Raw genomic sequence first — 14,885 nt, forward strand, 5'->3', positions numbered from 1 at the left:
ACACGAGAAACCCCCACCCGCACGTCGGATGGGGGTTTTCTCGTGTCCACCGGGCCGGTGGTCGCGCACCTCGAGAATTCGATCGACTTGTCGGGACGACGCACCGCCGGCAGGGGATCATGAGTCGGTGATCGCGCAGACACTGTATGGACAGGTGCAGGGAATCGTCGACGACGGTGTGACCGTGTGGAAGGGAATTCCCTACGCGGCGCCCCCGGTGGGCGATCTGCGGCTGCGGGCACCGCGGCCGCCGACGGCATGGTCGGGCGTGCGCGACGCGACCGAGTTCGGGCACATCGCGCCGCAGACCGAGCACGGCCCCCTGCCCATCGACCCGGGCCTGACCGTCGGCGAGGACTGCCTGACGCTCAACGTGTGGAGCCCGGCCGGCGCCCGAGGCTTGCCGGTGATGGTGTGGATTCACGGCGGCGCGTACTACCTGGGCAACTCCGCGCAACGGGTGTACGACGGCAGGACGCTGGTCACCGACGGTCAGGTGGTGCTGGTGACGGTGGGCTACCGTCTCGGTGCGCTGGGGTTTCTGGATTTCTCGGCGTTCGGGGATTTCGATTCCAACGTCGGTCTGCGTGATCAGATCGCGGCTCTGGAATGGGTGCGGGACAACATTGCGGGCTTCGGCGGTGATCCGTCGCAGGTGACGCTGTTCGGGGAGTCGGCGGGCGGTGGGTCGGTCACCACCCTGATGGTCTCGCCTGCGGCTGCCGGACTGTTCCACCGGGTCATCGCGGAGAGCTCTCCGGCGACATCGGTGTACGGGGCGCAGAGGGCGTCGTCCATTGCGGAGCGTTTCCTGGAACTCGCGGGGGTGGAGGCGTCGGGACTGCGGGGGCTCGACATCGGGGACATCGTGCGAGCGACGGGTGAGTTGGTGCAGGAGATCCCGGCGAAAGTGCCGGGAACCTTGGCGCTGGCTCCCGTCGTCGACAGGGATCTGGTCCCGCACTACCCGGTCGCGGCCTTCCAGAAGGGGTACCAGCACGCGGTCCCTCTGTTGATCGGGACCAACCACGACGAATCGTCGATGTTCAAGCTGATGAAGTCGCCGTTGATGCCGATCACCCCGGACAAGGTGCACGAGATGTTCCAGGCGATCGCCGAGGATCATCCCGAGATGAGGTCCGACGAGGAAGTGGAGGTCACGTCGGCCTATCCGGGGTATCCGACGAAGCGGTCGGCGCTCGAAATTTCGCGCGATGCAGCGTTTCGAATGCCGACGCTGTGGATCGCGGAGGCGCACAGTCGTCGGGCACGCACTTTTCTGTATCGCTTCGACCAGGCGACTCCGTTCCTGAAGATCACCAGGCTGGGCGCGATGCACGGTACCGAGGTGCCCTATGTGTTCGGCAACTTCGGCGTCGTTCCCAAGGATCCGACGTTCAAGCTGGGTGGTCGCAGAACTGCAGAAGCGGTCGGTGAGCGTCTCCGGCGCCGCTGGGTCGATTTCGCGTACGGACGTGATCCGTGGGCTCCGTACGACGAGGCGACTCGGACGACTCTGTTGATCGACAAGCACGACACGGAGGTCGACGACCCGGACCGCGAACTCCGTCGGGCATGGGGTGAGGAGATTCTCGGGTTCACCTAGATTTACTCACATAGGCGAGGGAGGTTAGGCTGGCCTTTGTTGTGCGCCACTATGTTTGAGAATTCTACGATCCTGGGTAATTGCGACCGCATGACCAGAGTGACGCTGCGCGTGAACGGCACCGACCACGATTTCGACTGCGATGTGCGGACGACTCTGCTCGACGCACTTCGAGAACATCTCGATCTGATCGGCGCCAAGAAGGGATGCGATCACGGACAGTGCGGTGCGTGCACCGTGCTCGTCGACGGCCGCCGCATCAACAGCTGCCTCGCCCTCGCAGTCGGCTACCAGGGCCGCGAGGTGGTGACCGTGGAGGGCCTCGCCGACGGTGACACGCTCCATCCTGTGCAACAGGCCTTCGTCGACAACGACGCGTTTCAGTGCGGATACTGTACGTCCGGGCAGATCTGCTCGGCCGTTGCCGTCATCGAGGAGGCGAAGCAAGGCTGGCCGAGCGCGGTCACCGAGGACGATCACCCACGCCTGACCCGCGAGGAAGTCCGCGAACGGATGTCCGGCAACCTGTGCCGCTGCGGTGCCTACGCCAACATCGTGCCCGCAGTGATGGAGGCAAGCGAATGAAGACGTTCACCTACGACGTCGCCACCGACGTCGCCGACGCTGTGAATCGGCTTGCGTCGGATCCGGATTCCGCGCTTCTGGGCGGTGGGACCAACCTGGTCGATCTGATGAAGCTCGGTGCGGCGCAACCGTCGTCGCTCATCGACGTGACGAGGTTGCCGCTCGGTGAGATCGACATTCTGGACGACGGGTCGCTTCGGGTCGGCGCAGCGGTGAGCAACAGTGATCTGGCTGTGCATCCGGTGGTTCGCTCGCGCTATCCCGTGTTGTCGCGTGCGGTGTTGTCCGGTGCGTCGGGTCAGCTCCGCAACATGGCCACCGTCGGGGGCAATCTGTTCCAGCGCACGAGGTGTGTCTACTTCATGGACACCTCCAAGCCGTGCAACAAACGTGATCCTGGTTCCGGCTGTCCGGCCATCGCGGGTGATCATCGCAACCTCGCCATCCTCGGGGCGTCGGATCATTGTGTGGCGACGCATCCGTCGGACATGGCAGTGGCGTTGACCGCGTTGGATGCGGTGGTGAACATTCAGGGCCCGCACGGGGCCCATCGTGTGCCGATCGGGGAGCTGTACCGGCTACCCGGACACGATCCCGATCTGGACACCACCATCGGCCACGACGAGATCGTCACCTCCATCGACATTCCTGCGCTGCCCGACGGCGCGGTGTCGCTGTACCGGAAGGTGCGCGACCGTGCGTCCTACGCATTCGCGCTCGCGTCGGTGGCTGCGGTCCTTCGGGTGGAGGGCGGTCAGGTCACCGAGGCGCGCGTGGCGCTCGGCGGAGTCGCGCACAAGCCGTGGCGTGCGATCACCGCGGAGGGTGAACTGCTGGGCAGGTCGGCGAAGCACGAGGCGTTTCGTGAAGCGATCGACTTGGAATTGAAGGCCGCGGTGCCGTTGCGGGACAACGGGTTCAAAGTTCCCCTGGTGCGCAATCTGGTGACCGAGGCCCTGACCGATCTGGCAGCCAGGAGTGTGCAGGAATGAGTACCGCATCGATAGGGCAGTCGATCCCCCGGACGGAGAGCGTCGCGAAGGTGACCGGCCGGGCGCGATACGCTGTCGAGCAGCATGCGGAGACGGCGCCGGCCTACTGCTGGTATGTCCCGGCGGAGATTCCTACAGGTCGCGTCTCCCAGGTGACCGCGCCGGCCGACGTCACGCTGCTGTGGCACGAGAACGCCGAGAAATTGGGTGAGATCGAGGACACCGAACTTGCTGTGCTGCAATCCGATCGAGTCGCCTACCGTGGTCAGATCGTCGCCGCAGTGGTGGCCGACTCCCTGGAGGCCGCACGCGAGGGCGCCGCGCAGGTTCGGGTGACGTACGCGGACGAGGCGCGGCCGGACAACGAACTGACGACGGATCACGCGTCGCTGTATGCGCCGGAGACCGTCAACGCAGGGTTTCCGACCGACGTGACCGTCGGCGATCCTGACTCGGCGTTGGCGTCCGCGGCCCACGTCGTCGACCGCTGGTACACGACGGCTCCCATGCACAACAGTCCGATGGAACCGCACGCGACGACAGCGCTGTGGTCGGATGGTGTCCTGACGGTGTGGGATTCGACGCAGGCGCCTTCCGGAGTCCAGGGTGATCTCGCGACGGTGTTCGGTCTGGATCCGTCGAATGTTCGGGTCGTCGCCGAGAATGTCGGTGGCGGGTTCGGCGCCAAGGGCAGTACCCGGCCGAACGCGGTGCTGGCGGCCATGGCGTCGCGTGCCGTCGGCCGCACTGTCAAGCTGGCGTTGCCGAGGCAGGCGTTGTTCGATCTCGTCGGATACCGCACGCCGACGATCAACCACGTCCAGTTGGGTGCATCCGCCGACGGCACCCTCGCGGCGTTGGCACACGACACGTTTCAGCAGACGTCGCAGATCTTCGAATTCTGCGAGCAGACCGCGGAGTCGTCGCGCCACATCTACGCCTCGCCCCACCGTCGCACCACGCATCGACTGGCAGTGCTGGATGTCCCGACGCCGCGCTGGATGCGGGCACCTGGCGAGGCTCCCGGGATGTTCGCGGTGGAGACGGCGATCGACGAGTTGTCCTACGAGGTCGGAATCGATCCGATCGAGTTGCGAATACTGAACGAACCGGACGTGGACCCGGCGAGTGGCAACGCGTTTTCCTCGCGCAGCGTCGTCGAGTGTCTGCGTGAGGGAGCCGAGAGGTTCGGGTGGGCGGAGCGCGATCCACGTCCGGGGCATCGCAGGGAAGGGCGCAAGCTCATCGGTACCGGTGTCGCCACGGCGAGTTACCCGGTGCTGATCAGCCCGTCGACGGCGTCGGCGACGCGGGCCGAGGACGGCTCCGTCACGGTGTCCGTGGCGGCGTCGGACATCGGTACCGGCGCTCGAACCGTGTTGCGGCAGATCGCCGCCGATGCCCTCGGTGTGTCCGCGGATCTCGTGGTCCTGAAGCTGGGTGACAGTGCGCTGCCGAAGGCCCCAGGTGCAGGCGGTTCCTCGGGCACGTCGTCCTGGGGGTGGGCGGTGACGAAGGCGTGCACGGAACTCGCCTCGAAGACCGGCCCGGCCGAGGTCACCGTCGACACCTCCGACGACCTGGACGCGCAGAAGGACTTCGCACGCATGGCGTTCGGTGCGCAGTTCGCCGAGGTCGAGGTGGACGTCGACACCGGTGAGGTGCGGGTCCGGCGAATGCTCGGTGTCTTCGGGATCGGGCGTGTGATGAATCCGCGCCTCGCTCGGTCGCAACTGATCGGCGGCATGACCTTCGGGATCGGCATGGCGTTGATGGAAGCGGGAAACACCGATCCGGAGTTCGGCGGATTCTCCAACCACGACTTCGCCGAGTATCACGTTCCGGTGTGCGCGGACATTCCCGTCGACATCGAGGCGACCTGGGTCGAGGAGCGCGACGACGAACTGAGCCCCATGGGAGGCAAGGGAATCGGCGAAATCGGTACGGTCGGTTCCCCCGCAGCGATCGGTAACGCCGTCTTCCATGCCACCGGCGTGCGGGTCCGGGACCTTCCCATCACTCTGGACAAGGTCCTTCCGCACCTCTAGTCACGTGCGCGGAAATGTAGGCCAATGCCTACATTTCCGCTCACAGGAGCAGACGGCTGAGGAACTGCCTCGTTCGGGCCTCGGCGGGGTTCTTCAGTACGTCGGCGGGAGTTCCGCGTTCGACCACGACGCCGCCTTCGATGAACAGCACCTCGTCGGCGACCTGCTCGGCGAACCGGATCTCGTGGGTCACTATGACCATCGTCCAGCCCTCGGACGCGAGTTGTTTGATGACGGCGAGGACTTCGCCGACGAGTTCGGGATCGAGTGCCGACGTCGGTTCGTCGAACAGCATCAGTTTCGGTTTCAGCGCCAATGCCCGTGCGATGCCGACGCGTTGCTGTTGGCCGCCGGAGAGCTGGAACGGGTACTGATCGGCCTTGGCGTCGAGGCCGACCTGGTCGAGCAGGCGGTGTGCGTCGGCTTCGGCGTCCGCGCGGGGGCGCTTCTGCACGATGACCGGGCCTTCGGTGATGTTCTGCAACACGGTCTTGTGCGGGAACAGGTTGTGCTGCTGAAACACCATTCCGCTCTGGGCGCGATATGCGCGCAGAGCTGCGGCGGAGGGGTTCGCGCCGAAGTCCACGGTCACGTCGCCGATGCGGACGATGCCTGCATCGGCGGGATCGAGAGCGTTCAGAGATCGCAGAACCGTGGTCTTGCCCGATCCCGACGGGCCGATGATGACGGTGACCGTGCCCGACGGCACCGTGAAGGAGACGTCGCTGAGGACGTCGATCGGGCCGAACGACTTTCGCAGAGACTTGACTTCGAGAAGATCTGTCATTTGGCCACGTACCTGTCGAGTCGGACTTCGAGTTTGCCTTGGAAGAACGAGAGAATCATGCAGATCACCCAGTAGTAGAGGGCGGCGACGCTGTAGAGCGCGAAGAAGTCGAAGGTGGGTGCGGCGGCGAGCTGGGCGACGCGCAGAAGTTCGGTCACGAGGATCGTCGACGCCAGCGAAGTGTCCTTCACCAGCGAGATCAGTGTGTTCGACAGCGGAGGGACCGCGGTACGCAGGGCTTGGGGAAGGACGATGCGCTGCAGCGTGGTCCGGTAGCCCATACCGATGGTCTGCGACGCTTCCCACTGGCCCTTGGGCACGCTGAGGATGGCGGCTCGGATGACTTCCGCGGCGTATCCGCCGACGTTGAGGGAGAAGGCGATCACCGCGGCAGGGAACGGATCGATCACGACGCCGAACTGAGGCAGCGCGTAGAAGACGATGAACAGCTGCAGCAGCAGGGGAGTGCCGCGAATGATCGAGACGTAGAACCGGGCGGCCGACGAGAGCGCTGTGGTGGACGAGATCCGCGCCAGCGCGACGCCGAGGGCGATGACGAGTCCGACGACGAAACTGATGGCGGTGAGCGGAATCGTCATGGTGACGGTGGCCTTCAGCATCGGCCAGAGGTTGTCGAGGATCAGGTCGAACTTCGACTGTTGTTCGCTCGCAGCGCCGTCGGACGTCGGAGCCTGGGTGTCCGCGGTGGGTGCAGCGACGGCCGAGCCGAAGTACTTCTCGGAGATCCGGGCGAGTGTGCCGTCGGCCTGAAGGGTGTCGATCGCGGCGTCGATGTCGTCCATCAGTCCGCTGTCCTTGCGGGCGGCGAACGCCTGATAGCTGGTGTCTCCGGTTTGTGCGGCGACCTTCACGCCGGTGTCGCCGGTTTCCTTCAGATATTCGGCGACGGCGAGGCTGTCGTTCACGGTGGCGTCGACTCGGCCGTCCTTCACCAGGGTGACCGCTTGGACGAACCCTTCGACGGCCTCCACGTCGGCACCGGCATCGGCGGCCACCTCGGCCCAGTTGCTCGTCGACGACTGCGCGGTGGTCTTGCCGGCGAGGTCGGCGACGGAGGTGATGGAAGTGTTGTTCGCCGCGGTGAGGATCTCGCCTTCGGAGACGGTGTACGGCTTGGACAGGTCGTACGCGCTCTGCCGTTCGGGGTTGATGGTGACCTGGTTGGCGATCAGGTCGAAGCGCTGCGATTCGAGGCCGGCGAAGATCGAATCGAACGGTGTCTGCACGAATTCGACGCCGACCCCGAGTTCGCCGGCGACGGCTTTGACGACGTCGATGTCGTACCCGGTCAGTTGGCCGTCGGAACCTTGGAAGCTGAACGGACTGTAGGTCCCTTCGGTGCCGACGACGATCACGCCGTCGTCGCGGATCTTGTCCAGTACCGAACCGGACGATCCGCAGCCGGCCACGGCGAGCAGAGCGACGATCGCGGCCAGTAGAGCGAGCGCTTTTCGGTGCACTGGAAAAACCTACCCGTCGATTTCCAATTCCGCCGAGACAACCACGGCATTGTTCATCGGTAGCGCGGCCACGCCGATCGCGCTGCGGGCATGTGCCCCGATCTCCGGGCCGAACACCTGAAGGACGACGTCGGAGAAACCGTTGATCACGGTGGTGGTCTGTGTGAAGCCGTGGTCCGCGTTCACCATCCCGGAGACGGTCAGCCAGGCCGAGACGCGGTCGAGGTCGCCGACAGCGCGACGGACGCTGGCCAGCACCGCGAGAGCCGCGTCTCGCGCCGCGTCGGTGGCCGCGTCGAGGGAGATGTCCGACGGCACCGCACCGAACGGGCCTGCGAGGGAGCCGTCGGGACGCTGCGGTGAGTGACCGGATACGTACACGCGGTTGCCGCGGACCCGGGCCCAGTCGAAGCAGAATTCGAATCCGGGAGGTGCCTGCGCCTCGGCGGGGAGGACGAAGCCGAGTTCTTCGATGCGTTTCTCGATGTGCATGTCACCACAGCCTCGTCGTCGGGACACCGTTGATCGTCTCGACGGTCCATCCGGATCCGTCGTGCAGGAGCGTCGAGACGCCCGCGTTGAGGATCCGTGGGGACGTGACGCCCCGGATGGCGTCGAGAATGCCGCGGATGACTCCGCCGTGCGCGACGGCGATGACCGAGGACTCGGGATTCGCGGCCGCGATCTCGTCGACCGCGCGCACTCCGCGGACGATCATGTCGCGTCGTGGCTCGAGGCCGGGATACATCCCGTGCGGCCAGTGGGAGTACGCGTCGTAGTCGGTGAACCCCTCCGCGGCGCCGAAGTGACGTTCGGCGAGATCGGGGTAGGTGGCGGTGCGGGAGATACCGAGGTGCGAGCCGATGATGTCGGCCGTCTCGGCCGCACGCGAGAGCGGTGAGGAGACCAGCAGGTCCCACGAGTGATCGGACAGTTCGTACACGGCTTCGCGGGCCTGTGCGCGTCCGGTGTCGTTGAGTGGGATGTCGGAACTGCCCTGGAGACGGCCGTGAAGATTCCAGTCGGTTTCTCCGTGCCGGACCAGTGCCAGAAAAGTCATAGTGAAGAGAAGATTATCGCAGTTACCGCAGAGTACGGTCGAAGAGGACATACGTGGTCGATATCGGAGGCACCCTTATGAATCTTGCCCTGACAGAGGAGGAAGCCGCATTTCGCGACGAGATGCGGACGTTCTTCACCACCGAGATTCCCGCGGAGATCCGCGAGAAGAACCGGGTGGGCATCGAGCTGAGCCGTGAGGACATGGTGACGACGATGCGAATTCTCAACGCCAACGGCCTCGCGGTCCCGCACTGGCCCAGCGAGTTCGGTGGCAGGGATTGGACGGCAGTACAGCATCACATCTGGCTCGACGAGATGCAGCTGGCATCGGTTCCCGAGCCGCTCGCGTTCAACGCGTCGATGGTCGGGCCGGTCATCGCGACGTTCGGTTCGCGGGAACAGAAGGAGAAGTTCCTCCCGAAGACCGCGAATCTGGACATCTGGTGGTGTCAGGGATTCTCGGAGCCGGAGGCAGGTTCGGACCTCGCGTCGCTGCGGACGACGGCACTGCGTGACGGAGACGACTACATCGTCAACGGGCAGAAGACGTGGACGACGCTGGGGCAGTATGCGGATTGGATTTTCGCGCTCGTGCGGACGAATCCTGATGCGCCGAAGAAGCAGGCAGGTATTTCATTCCTGTTGATCGATCTGCAGACGCCGGGCATCACGGTGCGCCCGATCAAGTTGATCGACGGCAGCGTCGAGGTCAACGAGGTGTTCTTCGAGAACGTGCGCGTTCCCGCGGAAAACCTTGTGGGCGAGGAGAACCAGGGCTGGAGTTACGCGAAGTTCCTGCTGGGGAACGAGCGGACGGGTGTCGCCCGCGTCGGCCACACCAAGGTTCGGCTCGAGCGCGCGAAGGAGTACGCGGCGGCGACGAAGGTCGGCGAGGGTACGTTGCTCGAGGACCCGCTGTTCGCGGCGCGGTTCGCGGAGCTGGAAAACGAGGTTCTGGCACTGGAACTGACTCAGCTGCGATTGGTGTCGAGTTCCGCCGACGGCAAGCCCAACCCGGCGTCGTCGATTTTGAAGCTCCGCGGTTCGGAATTGCAGCAGTCCGCGACGGAGGTGTTGATGGACATCGCCGGTCCGGATTCGTTGCCCTACGAGGCCGGTGACGACATCGAGAGTCCCGGCTGGGCTCAACGTTCGGTTCCGACGTATCTGAACTATCGCAAGGTCTCCATCTACGGTGGCTCCAACGAAGTTCAGCGGCAGATCATCGCGTCGACGATTCTCGGACTGTGAGGGTAGGGCAATGGATTTCGAACTGAACGAAGAGCAGAAACTTCTCCGCGACACCACGCGTGAGGTGCTCACCCGCGCGTACGACACCGAGAAGCGCAACAAGATCGTGGCCGCTGATCCGGGGTGGTCGACGGACGTGTGGAAGCAATTGGCCGAGGTGGGTTTGCTCGGGCTGAGCTTCAGCGAGGACGACGGCGGCATGGATGCCGGTCCGGTCGAGATCATGGCCGTCATGACCGAGGTGGGTCGACGGCTCGCCCCGGAGCCGATTCTCGACGCCGTCCTCCTTCCCGGTGGGCTGATCTCCGCGGTCGGTTCTGCCGATCAGCGCAAGCGTGTGCTGCCGGGGGTTTCGGAGGGATCGACGTTGCTTGCGTTCGCGCACAACGAAACCGGCAGCCGGTGGCCCGACGTCGAGGTGAAGGTCGCTGCGACGGAGGACGGTGGATCCTGGTCCTTGAGTGGTGTCAAGAATCCGGTTCCGCACGGCGGTTCGGCGAACGTGATCGTGGTCAGTGCGGCGCTTCCGGGCGGCGGAACGGGACTGTTTCTGGTCGACGGTGACGCAACGGGTCTCGAGCGAAAGAGCTACGTGACGCACGACGGCGGCCGGGCGGCGCAGCTGTCCTTCACCGACGTCGCGGCCGAGCCGTTGGGTGACGGATCGGACGCGAGTGCTGCGATCGTTGCTGCCGAGGTCAAGGCGCAGGCTGCCCTGGCGGCCGAGGCTGTCGGCGCGATGGAGGAAGCGCTGCGTCTGACGACCGATTATCTGAAGCAGCGCAAGCAGTTCGGCGTTCCGCTCGCCAAGTTCCAGGCGCTCACGTTCCGCGCCGCGGACATGTACGTGCTGCTCGAACTGGCGCGCAGCATGTCGCTGTACGCGACGATGAACCTGGCCGACGACGTGGTCGATCAGATGGTGGCGTCGCGCACGAAGCTGCAGATCTCGCGGTCGTCGCGCAAGATCGGGCAGGAAGCGATCCAGTTGCACGGTGGTATCGGCGTGACCGCCGAGTACCCGGTGGGTCATTACGTGTCGCGGTTGACGGCGATCGAGCACACCTTCGGTGGTGCGGACGAGCACCTGCGCATTCTGTCTCGCTGATCCCACGTGCGCGGAAATGTAGGCCCTGGCCTACATTTCCGCGCACAGCGGAGTCAGGACGCGTCGACGATCAGGTCGACGACTGCACCCGGGTTGGACACGAGGATCGCGTGCGAGCCCGGGACCTCGGTGATCTCTGCGCCTGCGCGTTCGGCCATGAACTTCTCCGAGGCCGGCGGAATGATCTGGTCCTGCTGGGGGATCAGTGCGTAGCTCTTGGTGTCCGCCCAGGACGGCGGTTCGCTCGGCTCGATCAGGGCGGTGGCCGCGATCGACTTCTGGCTCGCGATCATCTTCGCCGCCTGCTCGTCGCTGACGTCGGGAGCGAAGTACTGCTTGAACAGACTCGGCGAGATGTAGCCGTCCACGTTCTTGCCGAGGATGTTGGTCGAGTCGTCGACGATGCCGAGGCCGAGCACCGGCGGCAGCAGCGATGTCAGACCGAAACGGAACGGGTCGAGTGCCAGCGCGGCGGGTTCGCCCGCGGCGGGTGCGAAGGCCGCGACGTACACCAAGGATTCCACGTTCGACGCGTGCACGTTGGTGATGACCGAGCCGCCGTAGGAATGCCCGACGAGCACTACGGGCCCGTCGATGCCCTGGACGACCTTCTCGACGGCTGCGGAGTCGTAGCCGGGCCCACGGAGCGGGTTGTCCGGAACGACGACGTCGTATCCCCGAGCGCGTAGGTCTGCTGCGACGCCGTCCCAGCTGGAGGTGTCGGCGAAGGCGCCGTGGACGAGCACGACGGTGGGCAGGTCCTGCGCAGCTGCGGTTCCTGTGCCGAGCAGCAGGCTTGCTGCCAGTGCCGCGGTGGCAGCGGCGACTTTGGATCGAGTGAACGTCATGGGCGGGATCCTCTCGTAGGGAGTGGACCCAAATCTAGGCCACTGCGCCGGTGCCGGGACTCCCGGCAGATGTTCGTTCCATGTTGGTGTGACGTACCCGCGCTATTTTCCTCTGGAGTCTTGGCTAGGGTTGAGGAAGAGGACCACGCGATCAGCGTGCCCACCACGGCCGATCGGAAGCGAGTTACCGATGAAGGCTCGGACGGCGGAGTATCCACGCCCGAATCACTGCTTGTTGCACGTCAGCGATACCCATCTGGTTGCCGACGGAGATCTGTACGGCGCAGTGGACAGTACTGCCAGGTTGACCCGTCTTCTCGCCGACGTCGAGGCGTCCGGTGTTCGCCCCGACGCGTTCGTCTTCACGGGGGATCTGACCGATCGAGGGGAGCCGGGCGCGTACGACACCTTGCGCCGCCTCGTCGAACCCGTTGCCGACGCCTTGGGTGCGACGGTCGTCTGGGCGATGGGCAATCACGACGATCGGGCGACGTTTCGGTCGCGGCTGCTCGATCAGGAGCACGCGTCGGGGTCGGTCGATCGTGTCCACGACATCGACGGCCTCCGCGTGATCACCCTCGATTCGACGGTCCCCGGCGCACATCACGGTGAAGTGACGGCCGCGCAGTTGGATTGGCTCGCCGATGTTCTCGCCACCCCGGCCGAGTTCGGGACCATTCTCGCCATGCATCATCCTCCGGTTCCGACGGTGCTGGATCTGGCGGTGCTCGTCGAACTGGTCGATCAGCACAGGCTGGCCGACGTGGTCCGCGGCACCGATGTTCGGTCCATCATCGCCGGGCATCTGCATTATTCGACGACGGCGACGTTCGCCGGAATTCCGGTGTCGGTGGCGTCGGCGACGTGTTACACCCAGGACTTGAGTGTGGAGCCGGGCGCGATCCGTGGCCGGGACGGGGCCCAGGCGTTCAACCTGGTGCACGTCTACGACGACACCGTCGTGCATTCGGTGGTGCCGATAGGCTCGTACGACACCGTCGGCGAGTACGTCTCGGCCGACGAGGTCGCACGGCGGCTCGACCGCGCGGGCGTGACGATTGCCGACAGCACCCGCCACTCGAGAGTGGACGTCTAGTTCACTCGGCCCGAGCCGAACTTTCCCACGGCGCGACGATGGGGAAGTAGCGGTCGAGGAACTCGGTGACGCGATGGGTGCGCACTTCGAGATCGACCTCCGGAAAGCTGCCGTCGTTGAGACAGAAGAAGTCGACTGCGCGTTTGGGCAGCATCGATTCCATCCGGTGGAGACCGGCGTATGCCGTGGTGTCGATGTAGGTGACCTTCGCGTCGCGTTGCACCACCGCTCGGCCGCTCATCAGGGCGTAGTAGTGGTAGAGCGAGTTCGTCACCGAGATGTTGGTGCTCGCACGGAACACGCTGGCCGCGGTGGACGCGAACTCGTCGGGAAACTCGTTCTCCATCTCCTGCATGACGCTCTTGCGCAACGGGGTCGCTGCGTGTTCGAGGTGGCGGGTGGTCGTCATGCCGAATCGGTCCTGTAGGAGCCGACGGTTGACGCGGGCGGCGTTCTCGAATCCGCTCCGGTCGGCGTCGTTGTAGCCCAGTCCGATTCGGATGGGGGCTTCGATGAACATGCTGATGCCGCCGGGGGAGAAGAACATCTGCGGTCCGACGGGTCGACCGAAGAACATGTCGTCGTTGGAGTAGAGGAAGTGCTCGGACAGTCCGGGGATGTGGTGCAGCTGGCACTCGACGGCCTGTGAATTGTGGGTCGGCAGTACGGACGTGTCGACGAAGAAGGTCTCGCTCGGCACGAACGTGACGCGTGGATCGTCGGCGAGCCACGACGGCCGGTCGGAGTCGGTTGCGACGAAGATTCGCCTGATCCACGGTGCATACATGTGGATCGATCGGAGGGCGTACTTCAGCTCGTCGATCTGACGGAAGCGTGCGGCGGACGCGTCCCCCTCGCCGACGACGTAGTTCTGCATGCGCTTCGCGCGTTGAGCCTGGAATTCCGCCGACGAACCGTCGACCCAGGAGAACACGATGTCGATGTCGAAATTGATGTCGGACGCGTGGTCGGCGAACATGTTCTCGATGGTCGGCCACGTCTTGCCGAACCGGTCGACGGTGCCGCGTACCGCTTCCTCCGGTTTGATCGTTCGGCGGGTCAGAGAGTTCTCGACGGGCAGAACGATGTCCGACGCCGAGATGTCCCACAGTTCGATCTGTACCGCGGTGGACGCGCCGTAGTTCAAACCGCTCGTCGGTTCTGCGCGGGGTCGGAACAACCGGAAGATTCGTGCGTTGGGTGAGTCGTCGAGTCCTCCGTCGGCGACGAGCACTGCCTTGCCGCGTTTGACGTCGACGGTCTTGCAGTAGAACGGCTCGGCGGTGCATGCCGCCACCAGTGCGTCCCGAAGAGCAGCGCGACGCGAATCGTCGATGGCGACGACCGGACGTTCGTCGTTTCCTCGCACCAGGAGGTACGGGATCGCTGCGTCGTCGAGCACGGCCCGAACGAACAGAAGATCCTCGACCATCGCCTGGTGAGGCGTCGTCGAGGTGATCTTCAGTGCGAACCGACCGCCGAACGGAACGATGTCCGCGCGGCCGGTGAGGCGTGCAGTCGTATCGGCCGACGCGCCGAGGACGGGTTCGTCCGAGTCCTGCTCGGGAGGAACGAGGTAGATATCGTGCGGAGCGGACGTCGAGGTGATGGTGAACCTTCCGGAGGTGGCGTGCGAGCCGAGGACCCCCGGAGCAGTGTGCTCAGTGTATAGCCGACCGGGCCGGAAGGACGCGGACGGCGATCAGCAGGCCTGCGCAGACGCCGAGGACGTCGAACACCGCGTCGAGTGCCGACCCGCTGCGCCCCAGTGGAAGCAGAGCCTGGAGGACCTCCGACGCCGCCGCGAACGCCACCGTCCAGGCGAGGGTCACCCGCACGGTGATACCGGCGAATCGCGACGAGTACGCCAGCGCCGCGAACAGGAGGAAGTGAATGATCTTGTCGCTGTGCTGAAAACCACTGGGAACGCCGGACGCCGGTGTGAACAGGATGATCATTGCCGCCGACAGCGACACGGCCAACGGGGCGTAGTACTTCAGCGGCATGTACTTCAGCGGCAT

14 protein-coding genes are annotated in these 14,885 nt (G+C 65.0%); 7 read left to right on the top strand and 7 right to left on the bottom strand.

The features are described from left to right. Nucleotides 1-127 precede the first annotated feature (127 nt). The 4 genes from CH289_RS16255 to CH289_RS16270 all read left to right on the top strand — a co-directional run bounded on the left by CH289_RS16255 (nt 128) and on the right by CH289_RS16270 (nt 5,231). Nucleotides 128-1,606 carry a carboxylesterase/lipase family protein gene (locus CH289_RS16255; protein ID WP_094724297.1) on the top strand — a complete coding sequence of 493 codons (1,479 nt, stop codon included), beginning with the start codon at nt 128-130 and terminating at the stop codon, nt 1,604-1,606. Nucleotides 1,607-1,696: 90 nt separating this feature from the next. Next, nucleotides 1,697-2,191, top strand: coding sequence for a 2Fe-2S iron-sulfur cluster-binding protein (locus CH289_RS16260; protein ID WP_019665325.1), 495 nt, complete (start codon nt 1,697-1,699; stop codon nt 2,189-2,191). Continuing rightward, nucleotides 2,188-3,183: an FAD binding domain-containing protein gene (locus tag CH289_RS16265; protein WP_020113083.1), complete on the top strand. Its 996-nt coding sequence runs from the start codon at nt 2,188-2,190 to the stop codon at nt 3,181-3,183. The genes CH289_RS16260 and CH289_RS16265 overlap by 4 nt, the downstream gene beginning before the upstream one ends. After that, nucleotides 3,180-5,231 (top strand): xanthine dehydrogenase family protein molybdopterin-binding subunit, encoded by a 2,052-nt coding sequence (locus CH289_RS16270; protein WP_094724298.1) that lies wholly within the window; start codon nt 3,180-3,182, stop codon nt 5,229-5,231. Before CH289_RS16265 ends, CH289_RS16270 begins: the two co-directional genes overlap by 4 nt. A 40-nt stretch (nt 5,232-5,271) precedes the next feature. Here CH289_RS16270 and CH289_RS16275 read toward each other — a convergent pair whose 3' ends face one another. The 4 genes from CH289_RS16275 to CH289_RS16290 are packed head-to-tail and all read right to left on the bottom strand — an operon-like array spanning nt 5,272 to nt 8,559. Further along, complete coding sequence (locus CH289_RS16275) at nt 5,272-6,018, bottom strand: amino acid ABC transporter ATP-binding protein (protein ID WP_019665322.1); 747 nt, start codon at nt 6,016-6,018, stop codon at nt 5,272-5,274. Further along, nucleotides 6,015-7,499 (bottom strand): ABC transporter permease subunit, encoded by a 1,485-nt coding sequence (locus CH289_RS16280; protein ID WP_094728169.1) that lies wholly within the window; start codon nt 7,497-7,499, stop codon nt 6,015-6,017. The genes CH289_RS16275 and CH289_RS16280 overlap by 4 nt, the downstream gene beginning before the upstream one ends. A 9-nt stretch (nt 7,500-7,508) precedes the next feature. Then, the gene (locus CH289_RS16285) at nt 7,509-7,991 is read right to left on the bottom strand and encodes a RidA family protein (protein WP_020113080.1); all 483 of its coding nucleotides are present in this window, start codon (nt 7,989-7,991) and stop codon (nt 7,509-7,511) included. Nucleotide 7,992: 1 nt separating this feature from the next. Beyond that, nucleotides 7,993-8,559, bottom strand: a complete 567-nt coding sequence (locus CH289_RS16290) for a histidine phosphatase family protein (RefSeq protein ID WP_033188082.1) — start codon at nt 8,557-8,559, stop codon at nt 7,993-7,995. A gap of 77 nt (nt 8,560-8,636) precedes the next feature. Between CH289_RS16290 and CH289_RS16295 the strand changes: the two genes are divergently transcribed. Together CH289_RS16295 and CH289_RS16300 are read left to right on the top strand one after the other, a co-directional pair. Beyond that, nucleotides 8,637-9,812, top strand: a complete 1,176-nt coding sequence (locus CH289_RS16295) for an acyl-CoA dehydrogenase family protein (RefSeq protein WP_094728170.1) — start codon at nt 8,637-8,639, stop codon at nt 9,810-9,812. Nucleotides 9,813-9,822: 10 nt separating this feature from the next. Beyond that, nucleotides 9,823-10,920, top strand: coding sequence for an acyl-CoA dehydrogenase family protein (locus CH289_RS16300; RefSeq protein WP_019665317.1), 1,098 nt, complete (start codon nt 9,823-9,825; stop codon nt 10,918-10,920). Between the two features lie 53 nt (nt 10,921-10,973). On the opposite strand, the gene CH289_RS16305 is transcribed toward CH289_RS16300, so the two are convergent. Then, nucleotides 10,974-11,768, bottom strand: a complete 795-nt coding sequence (locus CH289_RS16305) for an alpha/beta fold hydrolase (protein ID WP_094728171.1) — start codon at nt 11,766-11,768, stop codon at nt 10,974-10,976. A gap of 190 nt (nt 11,769-11,958) precedes the next feature. On the opposite strand from CH289_RS16305, the gene CH289_RS16310 reads away from it, so the two are divergent. After that, nucleotides 11,959-12,864, top strand: coding sequence for a phosphodiesterase (locus tag CH289_RS16310; protein ID WP_019665315.1), 906 nt, complete (start codon nt 11,959-11,961; stop codon nt 12,862-12,864). A gap of 1 nt (nt 12,865) precedes the next feature. On the opposite strand, the gene CH289_RS16315 is transcribed toward CH289_RS16310, so the two are convergent. After that, the gene (locus tag CH289_RS16315) at nt 12,866-14,296 is read right to left on the bottom strand and encodes a stealth family protein (protein ID WP_019665314.1); all 1,431 of its coding nucleotides are present in this window, start codon (nt 14,294-14,296) and stop codon (nt 12,866-12,868) included. Between the two features lie 229 nt (nt 14,297-14,525). Then, a complete protein-coding gene (locus CH289_RS16320; RefSeq protein WP_020113078.1) occupies nt 14,526-14,885 on the bottom strand; it encodes a VanZ family protein in 360 nt (119 codons plus the stop codon).

It is taken from the genome of Rhodococcus sp. RS1C4 (genome assembly GCF_002258225.1).
In the GTDB taxonomy this organism is placed as follows: Bacteria; Actinomycetota; Actinomycetes; order Mycobacteriales; family Mycobacteriaceae; genus Rhodococcoides; species Rhodococcoides fascians_E.